Origin of the sequence: Niastella vici (genome assembly GCF_002077945.1) — a bacterium.
GTDB lineage: Bacteria > Bacteroidota > Bacteroidia > Chitinophagales > Chitinophagaceae > Niastella > Niastella vici.
In genome coordinates, this window is record NZ_LVYD01000001.1 from 277,937 (window position 1) to 304,328 (window position 26,392).

The window sequence follows — 26,392 nt, forward strand, 5'->3', positions numbered from 1 at the left end:
TCGAAGGGTCAGGATTTTACTTCAAGCAGAACTATTAACAAACCCTCGGTTTTACTGGCCAATTCTTCCATACTGCTAACAGATTGACCGGGGGTGTACAAAGCCCATTCGCATTCATCGAGTATGGCCAACAGGTTGTGGATGGTTGCGGCCGGCACCTGCTTTTCAGTAAGCACCTGAACAATATAGTGCTTGTTCATTTTTGAAGGTAACAGCTGGTAATTCTCTGCAATAACCTGCCAAATGGCTTGCTGTACGTCATGATAAAAAGCCTGTTGCCGGTGGTATTGCAATGCCAGCCTTGCATTGGCAAGCAGTTTGGAAGCCGCTTGTTGAGGAGAGGGCACTTCTTTTACAGGCTCCGGAGCCGTTGGTTTCTCTTCCACTTTCTTTTTTCCTTTCTGTAAGGAAATGACCTGGTATGCAATGCAGGCAATAATGACCAGTGCAATAGCGGCAAACCAGTAATAAGCAGGCCTGATGGCACCAACGTGATCAACCGCATTCATGCCCGTTCCCGCATCGGTTTTCTTTACCCCGGGCAGCACATGTAAGGTAATGGAATCGCTGACAGCGGTTTTGTACTTATTTGCTACCGGATCATAATAAGGCAAATGCGCAACAGGTATTACATAATCACCCGTATCGGGGGCCGCAAAGGAATATTCAAATGTTTTGGAACCGCTTAAAGGGAAATTATATTTGTTAATATTTTCTTTAACAGAAGGTTCGGCAGTATCAACCCCTTTCGGCCATTTTATAGCTGGCGGGGTAAGCAGCGACAGGTTACCACTACCGCTGATAGCTACCTGTATTTTTACCAGATCGCCCCTGTGTATGGGCGCACCGGGCGCTTTAACGGTCAAAGTAAACTGGCCAACAGCACCCGAAAAATCGGCTGGCTGATTGGCCGTGGGCAATGGTTTTACAATGATCGTTTTGGGCTCGGTACGTACAATAGTGCGGTGGTTGATGGCCGTGGGAAACATAGGGGTACCGTTCCTGCTATACAATGAAGATCCATGTTTTTTACCGGCCGGTTCATTTGTTTTAATAAAATGGATCACGCTTTCGATCTCGGCCGGATCGAGCGTATATTTACCTTCCTGCAAAGGGAACAACTGCACCTTGCGCACCAGGTTGGTATAGTACGTGCGGCCGTTCAACTTTTCAATTTCCGGTTTTCCGTCATAGGCATCTACCATTTCCATTACACTAAACCCGGTAAGGGATGGCCGTCTCATAACCTGGGAGTTGGCATTCAGCCGCGAATAGGCCTTATATACTACCATCAAGGGTTCACCTACGTAACAGGTGGTTTTGCTGGTTTCAACCCGCAGGAACAGGTTCTTTTCTATTTTATCATTGATATTCTCCCCCGGATGCAAAACCGATTCTTCTTCGGTATCAATTTCATCGGGATCAATATTATACATGCCCGGCATGCCCGGTTTCACTGCAATATGAACCGCATTGGAATGCATTTGCTTTCCATTGATAATGGCCGTAGCGCCGGGAATGGTGAACCGCCCTTTTCGGGGAGCAAGCAGCACAATTATTTTTGAATAGGTGTCGATGCCCTGGCCAAAATTGGTTGAATTGAAGTCGAAAACATCGGCTATATCAAAATCCCTGAAGCGCGGAACTTTAAATTGACGGATGTTGCTGGCGCCTTCAACAATATATTGCACCTGGAAGGTTTGGCGCACAGAAATAGTAGATTCACTAACAAGCGTATAAAATCGTACCTGTGCCTTTAACGACCCGGTAAACAGGCAAAAAAACAGCCCCGTTAAAATAATATGTAGAATTTTCCTGATGCTGGCTTTTTTAAATTCAATAACTCATATGACCTGTAACAAATATAAATTTTGCCGGTTTAGGAGGGAAAAAATGTTAGCGTTAAAGCTGCGTTAAACCAATAGTCATTGACAATTGGCAATTGGCCATGTTAAATGGCAAAGGGCTGTTAATTTATTTTCCTGGAAATTAACTCACAGGTCGCCCAGCTGCGGGCGCATGATAATTTCTTCCACACAGGCCTGGGGCGATAATTGCGAAGCAGTATAGATCATGCGGGCAATATCATCAGCCTGCATAATACGTTTGGGATCAACCCCGCTTTCGGCCCACGAATCGGTATAAGCGGCGCCGGGATAAACAGCTGTAACTTTTATGCCAAAAGGTTTCATTTCTTCACGCAGGTTGGTCGAAAACCCCGCCAGGGCATACTTGCTGATGCTGTAGGCGCCCCCATTGGGGTATGCCTTCAACGAAGCAATGGAACACATGTTAAAAATATGACCGCTTTTCTGTGCAATCATTTGATCGATGACCGTGCGGGTTACATGATAGGCACTGTACAAATTCACCGCCATCATATGCTCCAGCGTGCCATCGGGCTCATTGTATACACTGCCGGGGTCAAACAAGCCGGCATTATTCACCAGCACATCAACAGGGGCCTGCAAACTGAGCACCCATTTTCCAAAAGCCTGCGCATCTTCTTTTTGTGAAAGATCAAATGCTTTGGCTTTCACCGTAATGGCCGGGTAGGCAGTCATTATTTCCTGCATGGCGTTGTATAAAGCCACTTCATTACGGGAGGTGAGCACCAGATTATGCCCGTTCTGTGCAAATAAATGAGCAATGGCTTTGCCCAATCCTCTTGATGCACCGGTAATTATAACATTCATAGTTGCAAATTAAATACAAAACAGGTATTTCGTATCTTGCGGAATGAAGTACCAGCATATCTTTTTTGACCTCGATCATACACTGTGGGATTTCGAAACAAATAGCCGCCAAACGCTCGAAGAACTGTTTCATGCTTACAATTTGCAGGAAAAAGGCGTACACAGCTTTGAGCTGTTCTATCAAAACTATATGGTACACAATGAAAAATTGTGGGACCGCTTCAGAAAGGGCTTTATCAAAATAGATGAACTGCGCTGGAAACGTATGTGGCTTTCCCTGCTCGATTTTAAGATCGGCGATCAAAAACTGGCGTTGGATATGGCCAACCGGTTCCTCGACCTGTTACCAACCCGCAAAACCCTGTTTCCGCACACCGTTGAAATACTTACCTATCTCACCAACAAGGGATACCGCCTGCATTTGATCACTAACGGGTTTGAACAGGTACAGCATATGAAATTAAAATACGCGGGTATCGATAGCTATTTTATAGAAGTGATCACTTCGGAAGGCAGCAACTATATAAAACCCAACAAGGAGATCTTTGAATACGCCTTTCAAAAAACAAATGCTTTGCCGGCCGAAAGCATCATGATCGGCGATAATGTGGAAGTGGATATACAGGGCGCCATTAATGCCGGTATTGATCAGATATACGTAAACCACCTGAATATTGCCCCGGCCATACAGCCCACCTATACAGTGTATTCATTAAAAGAACTGGAGAATATATTCTAAGAAAAAAGGGTTCGCCAGCTGGCGAACCCTTTACTATTTTTGATCAGTGGTGGCTGCCTTTACGCTAAAGTAGCGAGCACCGTTACACCACCCTTCACCACCTGATTGAATTGTACGTTAACCTTGGCGTCCAAAGGCAATAACACATCAACCCGGCTGCCGAATTTTATAAAGCCCATTTCGGTACATTGCTCCACTTTTTGTCCCACACTCAGATAGTTCACTATTCTTTTGGCCAATGCGCCGGCGATCTGTTTTACCAGTATCTCTCCTTTCGGGTGACGGATCACCACTGAATGACGTTCATTTTCGGTTGATGATTTGGGATGCCAGGCTACCAGGTATTTCCCTTTATGGTATTGGTTATATACCACTTCACCGGTAACCGGGTTGCGGTTCTGGTGCACGTTCGCGGGACTCATAAAAATGGAAACCTGCAATCTTTTGTCTTTGAAATATTCCTCATCATACACTTCCTCAATAACCACCACCTTGCCATCGGCAGGGCAAATAACCAGGTTGCTGCCCAGCGTTAACTGCCGGCGCGGAACACGGAAGAAAGAAATGATGAACAACAACAAGCCCAGCGTGAGTATAAAAATCAACCAGGTTAACCATGCAAAGTAAAAACTGAGAAAATAAAACGATGCAAGGTTAACAACAGCAAATAATATAGCCGTGATCAATATACTCTTGTAGCCTTCTTTATGAATGGTCATTTAAAAATTTTAGGGGTTAAAATTACAAAATAGTATCGCACAACAGCATTTCTTTATTTCGCCACCTTGGCATTGCCGAATTTATTCCATTGTTTATTGGCAAATTCAAGAAATGCCTCAGGCGCCTCTTCAAACTTTTTCTCCACCTGTTTATCGCCACCCAGCTTTTGGGTGCCCTTTACAACGGTAGTGGTGCCTTTTATCTGGTACAGGTCTTTTCCTTCATAAAACACCAGCTTCTTTTCATCGGGGCCCGATTCTGATTTACACCCTTTTTCAAAGGCAAAACCCACTTCGGCAATACCATCGCCATCAAGATCGGTAACCGTAAGGGAATTCATAAAAAAATCGCAACGCACATCAAATGCGCATTCATCAACCGTTTCACTTATTTTCCACACTTCCTTCAATGTACTGTCGGCCGTTCTTATGAAATGATAGGCAAACAGTTTGGCGCCGCGGGTAGCCTCATACACGTTCGACCAGTAAATGCCGGTTGCGGTAAGTATCACAATGTTTTCGCCCCGTTTATCTTTCCATCGCCTTCCTTCTTTTATTTGCCCTTTATACAATTTTTTATTGATCATGCCGGGTTTAAATTCCAGCAAGGGTACAGGCGCTTCACCAGGGGCGGCAGTACAGCTTGCGAAAGCCGTAATAAGGATAATGATCAGTAATTGGTATTTCATCTGGAGATATTATTTTTTGTTGGCCAGATGCCCGCTCCCGAACGGGGAAATTATCATTCCGATGGCATCAGGATGAACGTTTCATTTTAGCGCCAGTTGAATATATAACCAAACAAAAAGAATGGCTAACAGCAAAGAATCGAACCGGTCTAAAAATCCACCATGGCCAGGCATAATATGGCCACTGTCTTTTACATTGGCAACACGTTTTAACTTGCTCTCTGCCAAATCGCCTGCGGTGCCTACCACAGCAGCGATAGCGGCAATTATAATCCAGTGAATAACAGCATATCCGTTGGCAGGAGCCGTAAAATACCCCAGCAAAGCAATTACCACAACACACAAAATAGCCCCGCCAACCGTTCCCTCCCAGGTCTTTTTAGGCGAGATCTTTGAAAAGGGGGTTTTCCCTATCAACGACCCCACCATGTAGGCCATGGTATCATTGATCCAGATGCTGAAGATCAATGCGCAGGTGATCAGTTTTCCCCAGCTTTCGGGCGATACGGTAAAACCTGCCCTGGCCGGCACAAAAGAGCTGCGCAGGTCCATCATTAACCCCCACGCTAACGAGATATAAACCAATCCTATTGCAGAATAACCAATATTCTTTGGCTTTATTTCCCGGGCAAATAGTAATTCAATAATGGGCAGAATAAAAATAAACAGCAAACCCAGCCACCAGCCCAGCTCATGCAAATGCATGCCGAAGATCGAGAACTGGTCATTGGTAAAATACAGCATAAGGCACCAGCCAGCCAGTTTCACGCCATACTTATGGAACGGCGTTATATTGGTATAATCAGGGTCTATCAATCCAACCAGCTTCTGGAATTCAGTCCAGCAACCGAAATGAATAATACTGAATAATATAAAAAAAGCCCAGTGGTTCCATAGCAACCCTGTAAGCATCACTACTACGAACACTACCGCGGTCAGCGACCTTGTTTTAAATGTTTGTACATTGAGCGCCATAGGCGAAGGGAATATATTTTATGCTATGAATTGATCGAAAGGTGTAAGCTCATCTGTATGGTACACTTTGGCCCAGGTAACAGTTGATTGTTTTTGAAAAAACCACAGTATGGCCCATACAACTATTCCGCTGGCAATGGCTGCCAGTACCGGGATCTCAGGATTTTTTTCAATAACGTCCGGCGCATAGGAAGCCCAGATCACCTGCACGGCATTATTTACAAAATGCGCGATCATGCTGGTATAAATGCTTCCACTGAACCAGTAAAAAGCGCCAAGCGCAATGCCCAGGAACATCCGGGGCAAAAAACCGCTGAACTGTAAATGCAACGCCGAAAATAATACAGCTGTTAAAACTATTCCTGCCCAGGGATTGCGGGTAACCTGTATCAATATTCTCTGCAGCGCGCCTCTAAAGCACAGTTCCTCCCCTATTGCCGGTAATAAGGCGATAATGAATACATTCACAACAATATCGAAGGGGTTCCTTATTTTAAGAAAGGCGGCCATTTGCTGCCCGGCCTGTTGTTCAAGTTTTGTTAAGCCTTCAGGCAGGGGTATGCCTTCATTCAATTTTCCGATCCAGAACACAAAGGGAATGGCCAGCAAAATACCAACGACCGCCAATACATACATATTTGCCTTTTCAGCATTTCTGAAGCCTAAAAAATAGCTATAATTCCCTGTAAACGTAAATCTTGCGTATAAATAGGCAGGCAGTATGAACAGGAATACCGAAGAAAGCGCCTGTACCCATTTGGATATGCTTATAAAATGCGGGTTGTTCCAGTCAATAGTTTCAAGGGAAGCAATGCTTATACCATTGGCCTGGTATATGAGCACCGATAGTACGCCAATTAGAATATACGCTACTCCAAAGATCCCCAGGAATAACCCTAATTGCGACAGGGGTGATTTTATGCGTAAATGACCTCTCATAGGCTGGTATAAACAAATATTAGTGTGTAAATTTGCTGCCCGGCAAATCCTTGCAAAAGCTGCAAGATAAGCATTGTGATTTGCTTTCAAATTATTAAAATTCATTAGGTTGGTTCAACCCGTTGAACTAAAAAAGGCTACAAAATGGTACATATCGCTAACATATTGCTTCCTGATTTCCCGCTGCTTCTGGCGCCCATGGAGGATGTGAGCGACCCGCCATTCCGTTTTGTATGCAAACAGAACGGGGCCGATCTGATGTACAGTGAATTCATTTCCAGCGAAGGGTTGATACGCGACGCCATCAAAAGCAAACAAAAGCTCGACTTTGCCGAATTTGAACGGCCCTTTGGTATTCAGATCTTTGGCGGCGATGAAGAAGCCATGGCCCTGAGTGCCAGAATTGTAGACACCGTTCAACCCGATCTGGTTGATATCAATTTTGGTTGTCCCGTTAAAAAAGTGGTAAGCAAGGGCGCCGGCGCTGCGGTATTAAAGGATGTGAATGCCATGGTTCGCTTAACAGCAGCCGTTGTAAAATCTACTTCTTTACCGGTTACCGTTAAAACCCGGCTTGGCTGGGACGACAATAGTAAAAATATTGAGGAAGTGGCTGAACGCCTACAGGATGTTGGTATTAAAGCCCTTACCATACATGGCCGCACCCGCGCGCAACTGTATAAAGGGGAAGCCGACTGGACGTTGATCGCAGCCGTAAAAAACAATCCCCGTATTCAGATCCCCATTTTCGGGAATGGCGATATTGATTCGCCGCAGAAAGCGCTCGACTATAAAAACCGCTTTGGTGTTGATGGGGTTATGATCGGCCGGGCAGCTATCGGCTATCCCTGGATCTTCAGGGAGATCAAACATTATTTGCAAACCGGTCAAATACTTCCGCTGCCTTCCATTGAAGAACGCGTGGAAGTTTGCCGCACACATGCCCGCAAATCGGTTGAGTGGAAAGGTGAGATATTGGGCATTCTTGAAATGCGCCGCCATTATTCCAATTACCTTAAAGGACTGCCCCATGTTAAAGAATTCCGTACCCGCCTGGTAACCGTAAAAACACTGGCAGAAGTAGATGAAATATTGAACGAGGTAAAAGAAAAATTTGCAGGCATCGTATTGGAAAGAGAGGTAATTCCTTTAAGTGAAGACCAGCTACCTGCCTGCGCATGCTAAACGGCACTTTAATTCTCCATATATGTTTAACCGTTATAGGTCCTGTGTAAAAAAAATGCTCAGTCCGGTAATTGCATCCATAACAATTATCGCAGCAAGCCTGGTGTTTACAGGTTGCCCACCCCAAAAGGAGAAGAAGCGTGCTGCCGCCAATATGCTGTCGAATATTGATAGTGCTACATTAATAAATCACCTGGCGTATTTATCATCTGCCGTTATGGAAGGGCGCGAAACGGCCACCCCGGGTAATCAGCTGGCACGCGAGTATATTGTAAAAATTTTCGATTCGCTTAAGTTAGATAAGGTCGGCAATTCCTGGTTACAACCCTTTCCTTTTGGTAATAACAACCAGCAAGGCAACAATATCATCGGGGTGGTTAAAGGAACGGTTTATGAAAAAAATTACATCGCAATAACTGCCCATTACGATCATCTGGGCAAGCGCAACGGAGATATTTATTACGGAACCGATGATAATGCATCGGGCACTGCTGCCCTGCTGGCCATGGCCCAGTATTTCAAAAAATACCCACCCAAACACTCCCTGCTGTTTGTAGCGTTTGATGCCGAGGAAAAAGGGTTAATGGGATCAAAATATTTCGTTTCGAATAGCCCCGTTCCAATAGGCAGCATTATGCTTAATGTGAATATGGATATGGTGAGCCGAAACGATAGCAGCGAGATCTTCGCCTCCGGCACTTCTCATTTTCCCTTTTTAAAAAGCTATGTAGATAGTATTCAGCCTTTCACGGCGGTACATATACGATTTGGGCACGACGGTGATAAACCCAGTTCGGAAGACTGGACCAATCAATCGGATCATTTTCCCTTCTATCAAAAAAATATTCCATATCTGTATTTTGGCGTGGAAGATCATGCAGATTACCACCGCCCAGGCGATACCTTCGATAAAGTGAATAAAAGTTTCTATTATCAGGTATGTGCCATGATCACCGCAGTGGCCTCCCTGCTCGACCGCCCCGATGTAGTGCAGTAGCTGTTTGCCCTGTAATATTTCAACCTGGCCCGATACTAATGTTTATAGATAAGGCATTCTTTCTTATCTTAAACATAAAATACCCTTCAACATGAATTCCCAGGAACAAAACGTACGCACGTGGGCCATGCTTTGTCATTTATCAGCCCTTGCCGGTTTAATTTTCGGTTGGCTTGGAAATATTCTGGGGCCATTAATAGTTTGGCAAATAAAGAAGAACGAGTTGCCCGAAATTGAACCTTATGGAAAAGAGGCCCTCAATTTTCAGTTAACCATTTTGATCATTAATGTAATTGCGTCCATTGCTTTTGTTGGAACCATTGGAGCGGCATTCGGTTTCCGTCATATATGGCGCAGTCCGTTTTTTCTTTTGAGCGGTGGATTTGGCCTGGGGCTCATCATCGTGATCATTAACCTGGCAGCGTTGATACTGGCTGTAGTGGCCGGATTAAAAGCCAATAACGGCGAATTCTATAAATATCCTTTTGCCATCAGGTTTATTAAATAATGCAAATGGCCAAAGGCTGAAGGCCAAAAACAGCTGCAGGCGCGAATGTGAAGCAGCCTTAGGCCTTCCGCATTAAGCAGTAAGCACCGCATTTATCACGGCTGAACTCAGGGGCGAAACGGAAGGATCAAAATAATGGGTAAGCGTGCCCTGCTCATTTACCAGGTACTTTGAAAAGTTCCAGGAAGGCGATTGTTCATTCCAGCCGTTTTTCGATTTATCAGTGAGCCATTGAAAAACATTGTTTTGATCGCCTGATGGTATAACCACACTTTTTTTGGCGAGGGGAAAGGTAACCCCGAAGTTCACCTGGCAAAATTGGGCAATATCAGTATCACTGCCTTTTTCCTGCTCTTTAAAATCATTGGCCGGAAATGCGATGATCTGCAACTGATTGTTGAATTGTTGATATAGCTTTTGCAGGTCTTCGTACTGGTTGGTATATCCACAATTGCTGGCGGTATTTACCAGTAATAATTTTTTACCCCTGAAGGATTGCAAAGGCAGGGAATTCCCGTTGTTTAATGAAACACTAAGGTCATAAATTGACTGTGCCGGTTTAATATTTTTTGCATTCGCCAGTATTTTAGTATTCCTGCCCATCAGTTTGGTGAGGGCGATCCATACGGGGTATACTATTTTTAAAACTCTTTGCCTGCCTGTCATAACTATTGTATTATTTGTTGAACGCTATTGTCGTCAGTTACGCCTTACCTTATTATCCATTTAAATAGTTTCAGCTTCCCTTTAAATGGCGGGTATTTGTTGAACGCCATTGTCGTCAGTTACGCCTTACCTTATTATCCATTTAAATAGTTTCAGCTTTCCTTTAAATGGCGGGTATTTGATTGCAGGATCAAACCAGGTGGGCGTTTTCATCACTGCCTTTGCATGGCTGAACAGGTTGAAGGTGTATTTTCCATGATACGCCCCCAGGCCACTGTTTCCCCGGCCACCAAATGGCAAATGATGATTGGTAAAATGCCAGCTTGAATTATTTACACATCCCCCACCAAACGAAACAGCCTGCAACCATTCCTTTTCCCTGTTGGCATCGGCCGTATAAATATAAAACGCCAAAGGATCGGGATTGTTTTGAATAATTGCCTTTGCTTCTTCCATGGTGTTAAAAGTAAGCACCGGCAATACCGGACCAAATATTTCTTCTTTCATCAGCGGTGCATCGGGCGATACATTTTCAATGAGGGTAGGTTCTATATACAGGCGGTTGCTATCGTGGCGGCCGCCATGTACAATAGTACCCTGCGTTAAATAGGCCGTAAGGCGCCGGAACTGTTTTTCATTGATGATCTTACCGTAATTGTAGCTTGCCGCGGGGTCATCGGTATAGAATGATACCAGCACGTTTTTTAAAGCGGCGATCAATTCATTTTTTCTCGATGCATGAACCAGCACATAATCAGGTGCAATACACATTTGACCGGCATTGGAAAATTTGGTAACTGCTATTCGCCGCGCGGCCACCGGTATATTGGCATCGCTTTCAACCACACACGGACTTTTACCACCCAACTCCAACGTTACCGGTGTTAACTGAGCGGCCGCTAATTGATATATGCTTTTACCAACAACTGTACTACCAGTATAAAACACATGATTAAAACGAAAATCATGCATAAGCGCAGGCACTACCTGGGCGCCATCGCCTTCCACATAGAAAATATAATCTTCCGGAAAAATTGCTTTTATTATTTCGCCCATCACTTTAGCCGTTGCCGGGGCCAGTTCTGAAGGCTTCAACACCACACAATTGCCGGCAGCAATAGCACCAACCAACGGTGTAAAGAGCAGTTGCAAAGGATAATTCCATGGGCTGATAATTAATACAACGCCCAACGGTTCATGCATAATATAGCTGCGGGAAGGAAGATTTACCAGGTTGGTTTTTACTTTTTGTGGTTTCATCCAGCTATGCAGCCTGCGCAATGCCACATTTATTTCGGTGACCACCACACCCATTTCTGTTACCCAGTTTTCCTCTGCACTTTTTTTTAGATCACTATACAAAGCATCATATAATGATTGTTCATATTTTAATAAAGTTTCTTTCAGCAACTGCAGCTGTTGTTTACGAAACGCCAGTGCCCGGGTGGCTCCGGTTTCGTAAAAAGCCCGCAACCGTTGCAGCTTTTGCTGAGTAACATCAGAATTCATATGCATGCTATTTGGCGGGGAAATTAATATTACAGGGTAAGTTACGTCATTTTGTAAAGCCCGCTATATCATTACCCGCCAACAGCAAGTACAGGAAGTTAAAAGAAGCAGAAGAAACAAATACAAGCGGCAATGCCCGGCAGCATATTTTGCTTTATTTCTTCTGCTTCTGTTGAGGCGCACTAGGCTATATTTTGGGGTTCATCGGGTACAACCTGCAAAGTTAAATGCATTTGATTTTTCAAAATAAAACAGGCTTCTATGAGCATTTCCATTTTTTCATAAAAATAGAAATGATTGTTGCGTTCAGTAGCCTCACTTGAAATACTGCCCGGGCTCGAGACTACTTCTACCATCCAATTCCACCATATACTACGCACATCATTTAAATGATAACATTGAAAAAATTCTTCAATGACCAGCATTGGGTTTTTACATTCTTCTTCAGTTAATCGCAGTGGTTGATTATGCCACAGCGGGTGATTATTACAGGTTCGCATAAAATGGGTTTTATATTTCAGGAACAATTAAAAGGGTACGGATTAAACTTTGGGTAATACCCAAAATAAATAATGTAATAGCATGACAAAACAGGCATAGGATTGCATTGCAATGCATAACCAGCATAAACATAGCATAGCATGGCTTAGCATGCCAAAGCATGCAAAGGAATACATTAACAAAAAGCCAGTGGAATGGCGCCCGCTACTTAAATCAGCATTTATTTGTAATAACCTGGCAAATTACCCCCTGATACTTTAGTGCCAGCAAAACGAAGCATAGTGAGTTGTGTGGAATATTGTAGTTGTGTGTAAGACCCTCCTGGTGTAACGGTGATCACTATCCCATTACCACACTAAGGTATTCATTTCTTTTGGGATGACAAATTTTTTAGCAAATTTTTTTGTACTATTTTCCAGAATTTACTGTTCTGCCCTATATAATTAGAAAGTTTTACAAAAATGATTTTGCATTATCGGCGTCTTCTTGTGAACCATACGGCAGCGCCAAACAGAACAACTGCTATAGCAATTACATAACCATAATTAACGGGCTCACCTCTTTTCCCACTATCCGATAATGATTCAATAGAAGCTTTATCATTTGCTTTGCTTAATGTATATCCCAGGTTTTCATCGGCCTTTTTATAACTGGTAAAAAAGGCATCGGCCTCGCTGGGCTCCACATGGTCTTTCAGGCTTTCGTACTCGTATTTCAGTTTGAATTTCTTATAGGAAGATGCGAATTGCACCCGCATCTTAAACGCTGAACACGAAATGTTTTCCATTGATTCATGCGATGTCCATTCTTCAGGCACATTGATAGTGATCTCTTCCTGGTATTTCGCCGGATAGTCAATGGCAAAAGGCATGGTTCGCTTTATATCTTTTGGCTTTTTTAAAATGCCATTGATCACATACGGTGAAAAGAAAGATTTATTTACCCCTTGTTCCAGTTCCCACAAATTCTGAATGGAATAGTATTCATAAGTTATAAACTTTCCAGTAGTATCATTATCGACATACCTTAAACTGTCGGTTTCTATTTTTTCATAATAATGCGAATAATATTCGCGGAAAGTTTTTTTCAATTCCGATTTACTGCTGCTGTTGAATTGCTCGCGCATATCATCGGCATGTGATCCTGTGTATTCGGTCTTTACGATCAACCGGGCATTGCCGCTCATATCGGGTATATCAAACTGCTCGTGCACACTTACCATGCCCTTGTTTTGTAACGGAATGTTGGTGAGGGCTGTTGTAGTATCGCTGATAACCAGTCCGCAATGATAATTGGGATACGAGATGGCATCAATATTGCCGCGTTGATACGAAATGGTGGGGTCGAACCAGTAATACCGGCCATTATACAAAACCCGCACGGTAACATGATCGAACGAAGCCGGCCCCGGCAACCATTGCATGATGGTTTTTTTAAAGCCGGTATTGATCATTACCGGATTGGCCTCAACGCCCATGGCCCGCAGCATGGTGCAAAGCAGGTACGATTTGTCCTTGCAATCGCCAAAACGCTGGGTAAATATTTTTTCAGGCGTATTGGGGCGGTGCGAATTTTGTCCCATTTCAATACCCATATAGCGAACATCATCCTGTACAAAATGAAGGGCAGCCAGTATCCGTTGCTCTGTTGAAGTATTAGTGACAGTAATTTCTTTTATCTTTTTTTGTAACCCACGGGATAGTTTTCCATCGAATGGAAACAATTTCAACGCCCAGTCATTTACCTCTTTCCAGTTCTTGTATTCGCTCACCATGATCATGGGGTAAGGATCGTACCAGGTGGGCGTATGGTCCTGCTCGTGCATAGCCGGCACCTGATCGAGTTTCCATTCGTAACAGGTTTCACTGGCCAGCTTTTTCGTTTCATAAGTTACGTTGGTAAGGCTGTTCCTTATTTGAACGGTCCTTCCATCGGGCACCAATAGCTTATAATACAAATTGTAAACAGGTACTGAAAACCCGGTTTCAAACACACCTGCAAATTTTCCTTTGAACACCGGGTTCGAGCCTTTTATGGTATAACTGTATTCAATGATATCGCCCTTGCGAACATCTTCCAGGAAAAGCACGGCCGTCAGTGAACCATCGTATAAATGCATATTCAACTCTTCTTCCTGTTGAATCACTTTTATTTTAGCAGGCTGCAGTTTGTTGATGGTTTCTTTACCCCGAATAATTTTTATGGAATGAAAGATCAGCTGATTGTAAGTAGGATCGAAATTGACGCTTATTTGTGACCCATTTTGAACGCCCGATTCGGAAAGGATCCTGAAAGCGGTTTTTGTATAAATTGATTGTTGTTGTATGGAAACCTGTTTTTCCAACTCCAGGTTTATGTAACCGTTCTCTGCCTCCTCATCCATGCGGGTGTTATTGTAATCAAATGGCGGATGGGTAACCCAGGCAGGTTCGGGCTGTATCAACGGTTTACTTTGCGCATTTCCAAATAAGGGCCAAAACAGGCCGCTAAATAAAATCAGTCTTACCAGGTACTTCATGTGCGGGGTTATGATCTGTCACAAAATAGAAAATTTTCCAGGTTTTTAAAAAGTCGGCGGGTTTGTCCTGAATTTATTACATGTTTTTATTTACGCGGGAAAAACCAAATTGGTTGGTTAATGAACCAAAACAGGTAGGTTCGAGCCAGGGTATTGGTTCACAATGCTTGCCATATGCTTTGTTCGGATAATGTCTGGTATTACGCCGGGTTTTCTTTTGTTTTACTTTTGACTTTGTTCGGACGTTGTTCGGAGTTGTTCGGAGCAGGTCCGAACAACTCCGAACAAGCCCCAAAGAAGATCCGAAGCCAACCCGCCTCCATACCGGCTCGAACCCGGGCAACACCCGAATATTTTGCTTTCAAGCTATACCGTTGTTGCCCACTTTAGCCAGCATTAGCCAATTTTAGAACTTTGTTGACCCTTTAAGAACTATCCTGACCACAATACACCTCTTTCGACCACTCACATACGCACCCTTTGATTTTTTCAGCTTTTTTTGACCTTACATTTGTATCGTGTAGTACATCAGTTCTTTGAAATGTTGGAAAATTTTAAGGCAGCATCTCATAGCATGATCAGCGACAAACAATATACCACCAGCAAGGTTACCAGTCCCATAAGCAGCGTTGCAACGGTATATACCTGCAGCATGGATCGCATATCCAATCCTGAAAATTTGGCTATCACCCAGAAATAAGCATCATTGGCATGCGACAGGGTCATGGAGCCAGCACCCATCGACAGCACAGCAAGCAATTTTCCCGTTTCGCTGTGGAGGCCTAATGCAGGTAACAAAGGTTGAATGATCGATGCAGCCGTAATGATCGCAACGGTTGAAGAACCTTGTGCAGTTTTAAGTACAGCAGTTAACATAAATGGGAAAAAGATACCGAGGGTTTGCAGATTAACCGCCTTGCTAACATGCTCGCCCACCTGTGTTGCAGCCAGTATGGCGCCAAAGGCGCCGCCTGCACCAATTATAACCAGTATACCGCCTGCTTTTTCTGCAGCTTCCTGTAACAACTTTCCTATCACCACTTTTTTCCAGGACCGCACGGCCAAAAAAGCCAGCACAATACCGATAGTGAGTGCAATAACGGGATCACCAGTCACCAAAAAAAGCTGCATCCAGGCGGGAATTGATTTCCCGGTTTCAATAGCGAGAAAAGATCTGGCGCCAATTAAAAGAATGGGAACTATAACCGGAAGAAAGGAAAGCAGCGCAGAAGGCGCTTGTGTAGTGAGATCGATCACCGGCGCTTCAAGCGGTTCTTCATTAGTTATTTTTTTACCGGCATAACGGGCCCAGGCATAGCCTACCAACATGGCCGGAATGGCCACCAGCAAACCAGTTATTATAAGCCTGCCAAAATCAACGCCGATTGTTCCGGCTGCCGCAGCAGCGCCGGGATGGGGCGGAATTAAACAATGCACCGAATACAGACCGGTTGCCAGTGAAACCGACATAATGATAATTGAAATGCCTGTTCGCCTGCACAACGACTTGTTCAATCCGCTCAATACAATATATCCTGAATCGCAAAAAATGGGTAGTCCTACTATAAACCCTGTTATGCTCATGGCAAGCGGGGCCTGCTTCTCTCCTATTCGTTTTAATATCCAGGTAGCCATTACCTTGGTGCTGCCCGTATGTTCAAGTACCACACCTAATGTTGTGCCTAACACGATTATAAAACCAAGCGACTGCATAATGTTGCCAAAACCCTGTTTGGTAACACTAATGATAGTTGCCACCGGCATTTGCACACCCAACCCCACAACAAAACAGGCGATCAGCAAGGCAAAGAATGCATGCATACGAAAGAAGGCAGTAAGCAAAACGATAATGCCAATGCCTGCAACTAAAAAGATCATGACCTGCGCAAAGGTTGCCGTCATAGTTCAATCGTTAGTATGATTATTAACTAAGATAACAAACTGATTGTTACCGGCAATGGTTGTTGATAATACTTCATATTGCTCACTATTTCTGTACCTTGCTGATTTAAATGCAGGAACCTACAGAAAATCAGCATACATTTTCTATGAACGACGAATATTTTATGCAACAGGCCCTCAAAGAGGCCCGGCGGGCGTTTAACGATGGTGAAGTACCGGTGGGCGCTGTTGTGGTCATCAATAACAGGATAATTGCCCGCGGACATAACCAGGTTGAACGCCTGAACGACCCCACTGCGCATGCCGAAATTATTGCCCTCACTTCTGCATTCAATTTTCTTGGCAGTAAATATTTGCCCGATGCATCCATATACGTTACGGTAGAACCCTGCCTCATGTGCGCGGGCGCGCTGTACTGGAGCAAGATAGGAAAGATCATCTGGGGCGCCGATGATGAAAAGAACGGTCATAAACACATTACCGATCCTAACTGGCCCTTTCATCCTAAAACTGAGGTCACCAAAGGCATCCTGAAAGAAGAATGCGCCGAATTAATGAAAAGTTTTTTCAGAAGCAAACGGTGATTGCTGATTTTGTGATTTAGAGATTTTGAGATTGCCTGGAAGCCCGCCTCAAAATAAATCCCAAAATCTCGAAATCTAAAAATCCCAAAATCAAAAATCCGGAAGCCTTCCCGCTTCCGGATCCAAATTATCTCATGTAACCCTGTAGTTTTTACTGGTCCCACCAAACCCGGCCATTGAGATCGTCTTTACCACCCAGGCCTGGTTGTGCAGCTATAGCGGTGCGATAATTATTGCCATTGATATTTTGCTCTTTTACCGGGTATGCCTGTCTTCTTGGAATAGGGGTACCGCCATTATCAGGCGCCGGTGTTAATACAGGAAATCCGGTCCTTCTCCATTCGGCCCAGGCTTCATAACCGTTCATGAATAAATGCAGCCAGCGCTGGTTAGCAATTTTTTTCAACGCCTCTGCTCCGTTATACGCCACTTCTGGTTGAGTGAGGTAGGCAGCCAGCCCGGTGGTATCGCCTGAATCAGCGGCATCGTATAGCACTTTTTCCACCTGTTTATCCCGTGTGTCATCATACGTTTTAAAACTGAGCCGGTTCCATTGCCGTATGGAGGCTTGTATGGCAGCTTCATATTTTGATTTGGCTTCTGCATCACCACCGGTTAACCAGTTTAATTTATTGGCTTCGGCAATTGCCAGTAACACCTGGGCATAAGTGGTAACATAAGTTGGTGAATTTTGTGTACGCACATGCACTCCAACAAAGGATACGCTTGAACTGGGAATAGCGCCCACGGCATTGCCATCGAGCCCATACGGCACCCCATTATACACGCCACTGCCATTTTTATCGGCAAATATTTTCAACCGGGGGTCGTTCAAAGGCTTCATATAATCAATAATGGTTTTGCTGGCCCAATACCAGGGCCGGTTTTGCACATTCACTACATAATACCAGTAACTCTGGTTGGCCGCATCGGCCAGGTGCACATACACTGCATTCTGTCTGTTATCAGTGAACACGCCTGCGTTCAGGGCATCAACAAATTCCTGTTTACCTTTTGCCGCATCGGCTTTTGATAAACGCAGTGCCATCAGCAACCGCATGGAGTTGGCAAAAAGCTTCCAGTTGTCCATTTTTCCGCCATATAAAATATCGCCGGTGATCGCATTTCCATTATCGATCTGGGCAACAGCTTCCTTCAGCTCTTTCAGAAGATCGTAATAAATATCCTTCTGTCGGTCATATGCAGCTGCAAAGTTCTCTTTACCCTTCAGGGCATTAAAATAAGGAACATCACCCCAGCGATCGGTCATATGCCAGAAAAACCAGGCTTTCAATATCCGGGCTACCGCTTTTTGATTATTGGCTGAACCTTCATTGATATCGTATTTACCGGCATTTAAAATGGCTTGTAAATTCTCCAGCGCTTCGGTGTAAATAGAGTAAAAATCGTAATTCACTACTGCATACCGCGAAACATCGGTATACGGTTTTTCTGACCAGTGTTGAACATACAACAATCCGGCAGGCGCCTCAATTACAGCAGGCAGCTGGTTAAGTGCATAGGTTAACAGCTGCGCATTCGATGATTTTGTAGGAACGCTGGGATCAACGTTTATATCATCGCTGAATTTGGTACAACCAGCCCCCATCACCAACAATGCAACAATCAACTTTATATAGAGTAGTTTTTTCATGATCGTTTTTTTAGAAGGAAACATTCAGGTTAACACCAAATGAACGGGTAGTAGCCAGTTGACCGGTCTCTAACCAGTTCAGGGAAGAGGCGCCGGTGGCCAGCTCTGCAGGGTTCAATCCTTTCGGGGCTTTTTGCCAGATCATAAACGGGTTCCTGGTAATAAAGGCCAGGTTAATACTTTTCACCGGCAGCTTCGCAATACTTTCTTTGGTGAATGTATAGCCAACCCGTATTTCACGCATTCTGATATAAGAGGCATCAAACAACCATTCTTCATAGATCCTGGTGCCCACTACATTGCGGTAATAACTTCTGGCATTCACAAAAACGCTCACTTCCTGCTTCGAAGAATTGGAGATACCGGTCACTTTTATACCACCCCCATCTGTCAGCGCATCGCGAATGTTTTTTCCATTCTCATTCATAGCGGCTGTTTCTGCTGCCTGTCCGCTTTTAACTGCCAGCATTTTTGTCCAGCTGAAAAACTGTCCACCCTTCTGAAAATCTATAACGGCGCTCAGGTCAAAGTTTTTCCAGGTAACAGTGTTTTGCCAGCCGCCGGTGAATTTGGGCAATACAGTTCCAAAATTATGATTGGTAACATACATGGGCATATTACTGGCATCGAGTAATATTTTACCGGTTGCCGAATCGCGCATATAGGCATTACCTACCAGGGAGCCAAATGATTCGTTCACATTTGCCAGCAGGAACATATCCACACTTGAATACCGGTTTTGATCAAGTATCAATGAATTGATGCCGGGATACAGTTCTTTGATCTTGTTCTTATTTCGGGCAATATTAAAGCTGCTCGTCCAGATAAGGTTTCGCGTTTTAACGGGTGTGCCGCTAACTGTTAATTCAATGCCTTTATTTTGAATATTGCCTGCATTGATCACATATTTTGAATAGCCGCTGGTGCCCGATACATCGAGGTTCATCACCGCATTTTCATTTTGCTGGAAGTACCAGGTAAAGCTGAAGCCTACGCGGTCCTGCAAAAAGCGCATGTCGAGACCAGCTTCATATGCTGTACCCAATGAGGGTTTAAGATCAGGATTTTTTAAAGTATCGGGAACATACATGGGGAAACTGGTACCATATGGTTCCCGTAAAGCAAACGAGTTGGAAGTTTGATAAACAGGTATGTCGGAACCTGCCTGGGCAAAACTGGCCCTGATCTTTCCATAAGAAACCGGGGCTATTTTTAACAGCTCGCTGAATACCATACTTGCCGAAACCGACGGATATAAATACGCGTTATTCTTTTGCGGCAATGCCGATGAAATATCCCTTCTTAAACTGGCATCAATAAAGTAGGTGTTGTTATATCCCAGCGTAACGGCGCCATAGGCGCTTCTTACTTCTTTTCTTCTTATTACATTACTTACCAACGGCCGGTCGAGCGAATTGCGGATATTATAAAAACCTGGTGATACAAACCCGCCCTTGGTTTCTTCTTCGAGGTAAGTATACCGCTGTGTCATTAAATTGCCACCAAGGTTAGCGCCCAGTGAAAAGAGGCCAAATTCCTTATTGTACTGGGCCAGGAATTCATAGTTCATTTCCTTTGACTCGTATTTGCCGGTCCAGAAAGCGGGTACGCCGCGCCCACCTTCCGCATTCCGGCCATCGAGGTTTTGAGTAAAACCATCCTGGCGTACAAAACCGTTCACTTTCAACCCAGGCAGTATGGTATACGTTACCCCTACATTACCAAAGAACCGGTCGCGCGAATCGTGTGAAGGATTTTCATACGCATCAAAATAAGGATTGTTCCAGTCTATGGGGCTTGTTCTGCTCGTATATACACCCTGGTCATTGGGCGCGCTTACGTTCCATTGATAAAAAGTACCGTCGGCGTATTTATACTGCTTTAATTTTTTCATATCAAGGTTGCGCTGGAACCATTGGTACATATTACGCGAGCCCAGGCTTTGATAACCCTGCGATGGCCGTTGCCCCTTGTTATTGGCATAGTTTAAAGTGGTAGTTATTAAAAGTTTCGGAGTAACGTTCAGTGATCCGCTAAAAGAAAGGTTATTTCGCTTTAAATAGGTGTTGGGTTCAATGCCCTTTATATCGGTATTGTTGTATGATAAGCGGAAAGAAGTATTTTGACCGCCTCCAGCAAATGAAACGCTGTTATTCCAGGTGTGGCCGGTTTCGAAATAATCTTTTATATTATCGGGGTGTGGCACAAATGGCGTTTCCTTCCCAAAATCGGGATCGCCCGGGTAAAAGCTATAGGTATGCCTTACGGGTGTTCCGTCCATTTTGGGTCCCCAGCTTTCGTCCCATTCGCCGTCGACATATTTCGTAGAAACACCGTTTATATTTATAGTTGGAAAGTTTAAATTGTAGCCTGCGCCATAGGTGTTTTGCAATGGCAGAAAATTGCCGGCTTTTTCAATCGAAAAAGCAGAGCTGAAATTCACCACCGGTTTTTGTGCATTCTTTCCTTTGCGGGTAGTGATCATTATAACGCCGAACTGCCCCCGTAAACCATACAATGCGGAGGCTGCCGGTCCTTTCAATATATTGATTGATTCAATGTCATCGGGGTTTATATCCTGTGCTAAATTGCCATAGTCACGGCCATTCCGGCCCGCATAATTTGTATTGGAGACGGGTGTATTGTCCACTACTACCAGGGGTTCCCCGCCGCCTGTTAAAAAATTTGTACCGCGGATCTGTATCTTTTGGGTTCCACCCATACTGGCGCCTGAAGAACCGGTGAGCTGTACGCCTGCTATCTTTCCGCCCAAACTACCTAACACATTCTGCTCTTTGGCAATGGTGAGGTTGTCGCCCTTTATTTCCTGGGTCGAATAGCCTACCGACCGTTCTTTGCGGGTAATGCCCAGGGCGGTAACAATAACTTCTTCCAGCTTGCCGCTACTACCTTTAAGCACAACTGATACTTCGAGCGATTCATTGTCTTTTACCGCAATTTCCCTGATCTGCGTGGTGAAGCCTACCGCAGAGATCTGCAATTTATACCGGCCGGCTTTGATGCCGCTTATTGCAAAAACCCCATCTGTATTTGCGGCGGTACCCTTATCGGTGCCCAGCACCAATACCGATGCATTGGAAAGCGGAGCGCCGGTTTCATCAGTTACCCGGCCGCGTATACCGCCATCAAATGGCAGGGCTTCTATAATGGCTGCCTCAGCTGTTTGATCGCTCTTTTTGATCTTTTTAATAACAATGTGGCTGTTCACCTGGTCGAATCGTAACCCTGCGGGTTGCAGCAGGTCTTCGAGCACATGGGTTACCGATGCATTGGTAGCCTGATAATTGATATGCTCAAAACCGGCTACATCTACCGTGCGGTATGTGAACGCCAGTTGTGTAAGGGATTCAATTTTTTTGAAAGCCTGTTTCAGCGAAACGTCTTTCAGGTCAATGGTGATCATGATCTTATTCAAATCCTGGCCGCTTCCGGACCTTGCCATCAGCAATCCGCTACACGTGAGTAAAATGGTCAGGATAGAAATTCTCATGATCAGGACTTTGTTTCTCAAAAGCAAATACCCTGGCTGGTATCTGGCAGTAATACATGACGTACTATGTCTGTACGTTTTTACATACAAATTCATAGCTTTGAATTGTTTTAAGTAATTCTTTGAACGGGATTATTTTCAACATGCAGAACCGCTTCCAGGTCGCAACTGGGGCGGTTCCTTTTTTAAAGCATTATGGCGGTGAAAATGTTCTTGTATTCATAGCTGTTTAAGTTTTGGTTTTATTGTTATTTTATTCAATCACATACATGTTGTTCACCTGCTTTAAACGGGTATCGGTTAAATTACAAAGCAACTGTAACGCATTTTCGATACCTGTTTCGCGCCTGAAAGAAGTGGATACTCTTTCCTTCCCCAGCGTGGTATTTTGCAAACGGATGGTTACGTCATAAATGCGTTCGAGGTCGGCAATAATATCGTTGATGGTTTCATCATCGTACACCAGGTTGCCCTGCTGCCAGGGTGCTGTTTCTGTAACTGCGATATTTTTTTGTACAGCCGTATTATTGTTGTTGCTTACTTTTACCTGCTGCCCCGGTGTAAGCGTGGCCACTTCTTTTTCTTCATAATTCACCCGTACTTTGCCTCTGCTTACTGATACTATTATGTTCTCCCGGCCCGGGTAAGCTTTTATATTAAACGCAGTGCCAAGCACCAGGGTGGTCACTTTGCCTGTATGTATAAGAAAGGGTTGTTTATTGGCATGCTTTACATCAAAATAGGCTTCTCCGGTGAGGTACACTTCCCTTTTACCGGGTGCAAACCGATTGGGGTACTCCAGGGTACTGGCGGCATTCAACCACACCTGGGTACTATCGGGCAGCAACAGGTATTTATATTCTGAGCGGCCGGTATTTTTTTTGGCAAGGACCGGTTTGGGGGCAGTATTTGACTGATGGGCCCGCTGGTTTATCAGCCAAACAAAACCTGCCAGCAAACCCACCACAACAGCTGCCATGGCAAATCGCACCTGGTTCTTTTTTCGCCGCTGTTTAGCGGTAACGGACTGCTCATTCATTGCGGATTCCGTTAAAACCAGGTGGCCACGTTCATCAACATACGTAAGCGAGGGGTTTATTTGCCCGGTTTCTTCATATGCCTTTTTGATAAGCTCCCGTATCAATTCATTATGGGTAGCCTCGTTGATATACGAGAAGAATTCCTCAAATTCTTTTTTCGTACAGGTATTGTTCAGGTATTGCCTGAATAAATATTTGATCCTTTCTTCCATCGAAAAATGGTTGTGCCTATATCTGATAGACGAAGCAGCCAAACGGGGTTCCTATTGGGGGAAAAGATTTTTTTCAGAAAAGTAAAAAGAAAAGCCGGGCGCTTTTGAGCAGGTAAAGCCGGATAGATTGCAGGGCGGTGGACAATTGGTTTTTCACCGTGTGTTTTGAAATAGCCAGGTGATCGGCAATTTCCTGGTAGTTAAGGCCTTTTTCACGGTTCAGGTAATAAATGAGCTTGCGTTGGGGTGGCAACTGGTCTACAGCTTTTTGAATGATCTGGTTGTATTCGCGGGCCACCACATTGTCTTCGGTGTCGTTCAGGCCACCTGGCTGGCTTTTCCAGATGGCTTCTTTCAAGCGGTTATCTGCCGCCGCCTTGCGCAAAAAATCAATTACTTTATTTTCGGTAAGGCGGTATAACCAGGCTTCCATATTCTGGATGGTATGTAGCTGAAACCGGTGTTCCCATAGTTTCAGGAACACTTCCTGAATAATATCCCGCGCATACTGGTTACTTCGGGTAAGTTTTAATACGAGCGTATGTAACCGGTATTCGTGTTTTTTAAAAATATCGACGAAGAGAAGCTCTAATGACTGCTCTTCACCATAATTATTTTTATGTGACACGGGGTCAGTCATTATATACTGCTTATCTTCCGGATTTTGACATTCTTGAACCAGATGCCGCCGCCATGGTCCTGCAGGGCAATATACCCTTTAGGTGCCAGGCCATATGAAAGGGCCTCTTTCCATTTGCTTTTTTCTTTCAATTCGCGCCAGGCAGGTGTCCACAATTGATACTCCACTACTTTTTTTCCATTGAGCCAGTGTTCAACGTGGGCTCCTTTTACAAGAATGGTGGTGTGGTTGTATTCTCCGGCTGGTTTTGCAGCGATCTCCAGGGGTGGATACATGGCGTAATCGGCGCCGCTTTTTTGCCAGGCTTCCAGTTTTTGGGGATAGCCTTCATCATCGATCAGCTGGTATTCAGGACCGGTTTCATAACTGGGCCCGCTGGTTTCTTTTACCCGGTAAATGACACCGCTGTTGGCCCCTTTGTCAACCTTCCAGTCTAATGAAAGTTCAAAATTGTCATATTGATCAACGGTGATGAGGTCGGCGCGTTGTTTTACGTCTTTTGAGGATTTACAGTATAGCTGCCCGTTCGTGACTTCCCAGCTATCGAATGGCTTGTTGTTGTAGCTGCGCCAGCCATCGGTATTTTTTCCGTTAAATAGCAATACCCAGCCGTTTTTTTGCTCTTCTTCCGTAAGAACGTTGTCTTTCCCCTGTTGGGGTTGAAATGCCCCGGAAAAAGCGCTGGATAATATGGTTGCAGAAAACAGCATCAATTTATTTGTTGTAATGGTATTCAACATATTGATTGATTTGATAAGGATTTGCAGGCCACATTTGCTATCTAAAATACTATAAAATTGCCAGAGCTGGCGCCAAAATTTTCAGTTTCGTAAAGAGAATGAATTGGTTAATAAACCATTGACCTGTACTTTTGTTACCATTTGAAAGAACAACCATAAATCTTCAACAATTAAAATTTATAGTGTTATGGCATTTACACTACCGGCGCTTCCTTATGCACACGATGCTCTGGAACCGCATATTGACGCACTGACGATGCAAATTCATCATGGCAAACATCACCAGGCTTATGTCGACAACCTGAACAAAGCTATTGCGGGTACGCCCAATGAAAATAAATCGCTGGAAGAACTGGTAAAGGCAGCTGGCACTATTAGCCCGGCTGTTCGTAATAATGGTGGTGGCCACTGGAACCACTCTTTCTTCTGGGAATTATTAGCCCCCAACGCTGGCGGTCAGCCTACAGGCGCCCTGGCCGATGCTATCAATGATGTTTTTGGTTCTTTCGATAGCTTTAAGGAAAAGTTTAATACTGCCGGCGCTACCCGTTTTGGCAGTGGCTGGGCATGGCTGATCATTAACAATGGTACCCTCCAGATCACTTCTACCCCTAACCAGGATAATCCCCTGATGGATGTAGCCGAAGTAAAAGGTACCCCCATTTTGGGCATCGACGTTTGGGAACACGCCTACTACCTGAAATACCAGAACCGCCGTCCCGAATATTTAACCAATATCTGGAACGTGATCAACTGGAATAAAGTAGCTGAGAATTTTGCAAAAGCAGCCAAATAACAAGCTTACTTTTTATATTTAATCCCGGTTTTACCGGGATTCTTTTTTTTAACCTTTCAAACTAATAGCCCAATGAAATGTACCTTGTTTAGTACGATGTTTGCCGTGATATGTTTCGCGGCCTGCTCGCCTGGCGTTCAAAAAAAAGTAAAGATATTTTCGAGTGGAAAGATCCAGGTTGATGAGGCTACCAAAACAGTCACCCTTACCTCCGGAACCCAACACAACGAAGCTGATTTAACGCTTACCGACAAGGATAAAGCAATTACTGTTAAAAGTGAAGCAGGCGACCAGTCGTACGAAGTACCCGATGCCGGCGTTTACCTGTTGAACCTGAAAACTGATACACTCATCGGCAACATAGTGAATTTTGGCAATGATGGCCCAACAAAATCTATCACCACAGAGCAACTGGAGCATATCATCGACAGCACCCAGCAACTGATCAATGGTCAAAACGCCAGTGATGCCAACAAGACCTATTTTATAGTGCCCAAAACTATCAAAAAGCTTACTACTAACACCAACGCCCAGTTGATAAACCCGTATAACAATATTCCTTATAAAGTAGACGCTGATAAAGACGGCAAAGCGCCTGAGATCTATAAATTCTTCACCGCAAAACAGAAGAGAGAATCGCTGAATGAGTTGGTGGAGCGTATGAAAAAGTAA

At 44.3% G+C, this 26,392-nt stretch carries 23 protein-coding genes; 7 read left to right on the forward strand and 16 right to left on the reverse strand.

Annotated elements, in window-relative coordinates:
- Nucleotides 1–8: 8 nt before the first annotated feature.
- On the reverse strand, nucleotides 9–1,841 hold the full coding sequence (locus A3860_RS01265; protein ID WP_081144716.1) for a BatD family protein: 1,833 nt from the start codon (nucleotides 1,839–1,841) through the stop codon (nucleotides 9–11).
- Between the two features lie 153 nt (nucleotides 1,842–1,994).
- Nucleotides 1,995–2,696, reverse strand: a complete 702-nt coding sequence (locus tag A3860_RS01270) for an SDR family oxidoreductase (protein WP_081144717.1) — start codon at nucleotides 2,694–2,696, stop codon at nucleotides 1,995–1,997.
- Between the two features lie 43 nt (nucleotides 2,697–2,739).
- On the opposite strand from A3860_RS01270, the gene A3860_RS01275 reads away from it, so the two are divergent.
- Complete coding sequence (locus tag A3860_RS01275) at nucleotides 2,740–3,435, forward strand: YjjG family noncanonical pyrimidine nucleotidase (protein ID WP_081144718.1); 696 nt, start codon at nucleotides 2,740–2,742, stop codon at nucleotides 3,433–3,435.
- 59 nt (nucleotides 3,436–3,494) lie between these two features.
- On the opposite strand, the gene A3860_RS01280 is transcribed toward A3860_RS01275, so the two are convergent.
- The 4 genes from A3860_RS01280 to A3860_RS01295 form a co-directional block, all read right to left on the reverse strand.
- Entirely contained in the window at nucleotides 3,495–4,154 is a 660-nt protein-coding gene (locus A3860_RS01280) for a phosphatidylserine decarboxylase family protein (protein WP_081144719.1), read from the reverse strand.
- 53 nt (nucleotides 4,155–4,207) lie between these two features.
- Nucleotides 4,208–4,843 carry a M949_RS01915 family surface polysaccharide biosynthesis protein gene (locus A3860_RS01285; protein ID WP_081144720.1) on the reverse strand — a complete coding sequence of 212 codons (636 nt, stop codon included), beginning with the start codon at nucleotides 4,841–4,843 and terminating at the stop codon, nucleotides 4,208–4,210.
- Nucleotides 4,844–4,924: 81 nt separating this feature from the next.
- Nucleotides 4,925–5,818, reverse strand: coding sequence for a phosphatidate cytidylyltransferase (locus tag A3860_RS01290; protein WP_081144721.1), 894 nt, complete (start codon nucleotides 5,816–5,818; stop codon nucleotides 4,925–4,927).
- A gap of 18 nt (nucleotides 5,819–5,836) precedes the next feature.
- A complete protein-coding gene (locus A3860_RS01295; RefSeq protein ID WP_158085113.1) occupies nucleotides 5,837–6,757 on the reverse strand; it encodes a CPBP family intramembrane glutamic endopeptidase in 921 nt (306 codons plus the stop codon).
- A 144-nt stretch (nucleotides 6,758–6,901) separates the two neighbouring features.
- Here A3860_RS01295 and dusB point away from each other — a divergent pair, with 144 nt between their 5' ends.
- The 3 genes from dusB to A3860_RS01310 all read left to right on the forward strand — a co-directional run bounded on the left by dusB (nucleotide 6,902) and on the right by A3860_RS01310 (nucleotide 9,447).
- The gene (gene dusB, locus A3860_RS01300) at nucleotides 6,902–7,942 is read left to right on the forward strand and encodes a tRNA dihydrouridine synthase DusB (protein WP_081144723.1); all 1,041 of its coding nucleotides are present in this window, start codon (nucleotides 6,902–6,904) and stop codon (nucleotides 7,940–7,942) included.
- A gap of 22 nt (nucleotides 7,943–7,964) precedes the next feature.
- On the forward strand, nucleotides 7,965–8,939 hold the full coding sequence (locus A3860_RS01305; RefSeq protein ID WP_081144724.1) for a M28 family peptidase: 975 nt from the start codon (nucleotides 7,965–7,967) through the stop codon (nucleotides 8,937–8,939).
- Between the two features lie 91 nt (nucleotides 8,940–9,030).
- Nucleotides 9,031–9,447 carry a DUF4870 domain-containing protein gene (locus A3860_RS01310; protein ID WP_081144725.1) on the forward strand — a complete coding sequence of 139 codons (417 nt, stop codon included), beginning with the start codon at nucleotides 9,031–9,033 and terminating at the stop codon, nucleotides 9,445–9,447.
- A 72-nt stretch (nucleotides 9,448–9,519) separates the two neighbouring features.
- Here A3860_RS01310 and A3860_RS01315 read toward each other — a convergent pair whose 3' ends face one another.
- The 5 genes from A3860_RS01315 to A3860_RS01335 all read right to left on the reverse strand — a co-directional run bounded on the left by A3860_RS01315 (nucleotide 9,520) and on the right by A3860_RS01335 (nucleotide 16,543).
- Entirely contained in the window at nucleotides 9,520–10,113 is a 594-nt protein-coding gene (locus A3860_RS01315; protein ID WP_081144726.1) for a glutathione peroxidase, read from the reverse strand.
- Between the two features lie 126 nt (nucleotides 10,114–10,239).
- Entirely contained in the window at nucleotides 10,240–11,622 is a 1,383-nt protein-coding gene (locus A3860_RS01320; protein ID WP_143773889.1) for an aldehyde dehydrogenase, read from the reverse strand.
- A gap of 182 nt (nucleotides 11,623–11,804) precedes the next feature.
- The gene (locus A3860_RS01325; RefSeq protein ID WP_081144728.1) at nucleotides 11,805–12,122 is read right to left on the reverse strand and encodes a hypothetical protein; all 318 of its coding nucleotides are present in this window, start codon (nucleotides 12,120–12,122) and stop codon (nucleotides 11,805–11,807) included.
- Between the two features lie 473 nt (nucleotides 12,123–12,595).
- Entirely contained in the window at nucleotides 12,596–14,641 is a 2,046-nt protein-coding gene (locus tag A3860_RS01330) for a DUF3857 domain-containing transglutaminase family protein (protein ID WP_081144729.1), read from the reverse strand.
- Nucleotides 14,642–15,208: 567 nt separating this feature from the next.
- Nucleotides 15,209–16,543: a GntP family permease gene (locus tag A3860_RS01335; RefSeq protein WP_081144730.1), complete on the reverse strand. Its 1,335-nt coding sequence runs from the start codon at nucleotides 16,541–16,543 to the stop codon at nucleotides 15,209–15,211.
- A 146-nt stretch (nucleotides 16,544–16,689) separates the two neighbouring features.
- Between A3860_RS01335 and A3860_RS01340 the strand changes: the two genes are divergently transcribed.
- Complete coding sequence (locus A3860_RS01340; RefSeq protein ID WP_081144731.1) at nucleotides 16,690–17,127, forward strand: nucleoside deaminase; 438 nt, start codon at nucleotides 16,690–16,692, stop codon at nucleotides 17,125–17,127.
- A gap of 151 nt (nucleotides 17,128–17,278) precedes the next feature.
- Here A3860_RS01340 and A3860_RS01345 read toward each other — a convergent pair whose 3' ends face one another.
- From A3860_RS01345 to A3860_RS01365, 5 genes are all read right to left on the reverse strand, one after another.
- Nucleotides 17,279–18,781 carry a SusD/RagB family nutrient-binding outer membrane lipoprotein gene (locus A3860_RS01345; protein WP_081145143.1) on the reverse strand — a complete coding sequence of 501 codons (1,503 nt, stop codon included), beginning with the start codon at nucleotides 18,779–18,781 and terminating at the stop codon, nucleotides 17,279–17,281.
- Nucleotides 18,782–18,791: 10 nt separating this feature from the next.
- Entirely contained in the window at nucleotides 18,792–22,292 is a 3,501-nt protein-coding gene (locus A3860_RS01350; protein ID WP_245843446.1) for a SusC/RagA family TonB-linked outer membrane protein, read from the reverse strand.
- A 253-nt stretch (nucleotides 22,293–22,545) separates the two neighbouring features.
- Nucleotides 22,546–23,544 (reverse strand): FecR family protein, encoded by a 999-nt coding sequence (locus tag A3860_RS01355; RefSeq protein ID WP_081144733.1) that lies wholly within the window; start codon nucleotides 23,542–23,544, stop codon nucleotides 22,546–22,548.
- A gap of 73 nt (nucleotides 23,545–23,617) precedes the next feature.
- Nucleotides 23,618–24,184, reverse strand: a complete 567-nt coding sequence (locus tag A3860_RS01360; protein ID WP_081144734.1) for an RNA polymerase sigma factor — start codon at nucleotides 24,182–24,184, stop codon at nucleotides 23,618–23,620.
- Nucleotides 24,184–24,924, reverse strand: a complete 741-nt coding sequence (locus A3860_RS01365) for a 3-keto-disaccharide hydrolase (RefSeq protein WP_245843447.1) — start codon at nucleotides 24,922–24,924, stop codon at nucleotides 24,184–24,186. The genes A3860_RS01360 and A3860_RS01365 overlap by 1 nt, the downstream gene beginning before the upstream one ends.
- A 187-nt stretch (nucleotides 24,925–25,111) precedes the next feature.
- Here A3860_RS01365 and A3860_RS01370 point away from each other — a divergent pair, with 187 nt between their 5' ends.
- Nucleotides 25,112–25,720 (forward strand): superoxide dismutase, encoded by a 609-nt coding sequence (locus tag A3860_RS01370; RefSeq protein ID WP_081144735.1) that lies wholly within the window; start codon nucleotides 25,112–25,114, stop codon nucleotides 25,718–25,720.
- A gap of 72 nt (nucleotides 25,721–25,792) precedes the next feature.
- Entirely contained in the window at nucleotides 25,793–26,392 is a 600-nt protein-coding gene (locus A3860_RS01375; RefSeq protein WP_143773891.1) for a hypothetical protein, read from the forward strand.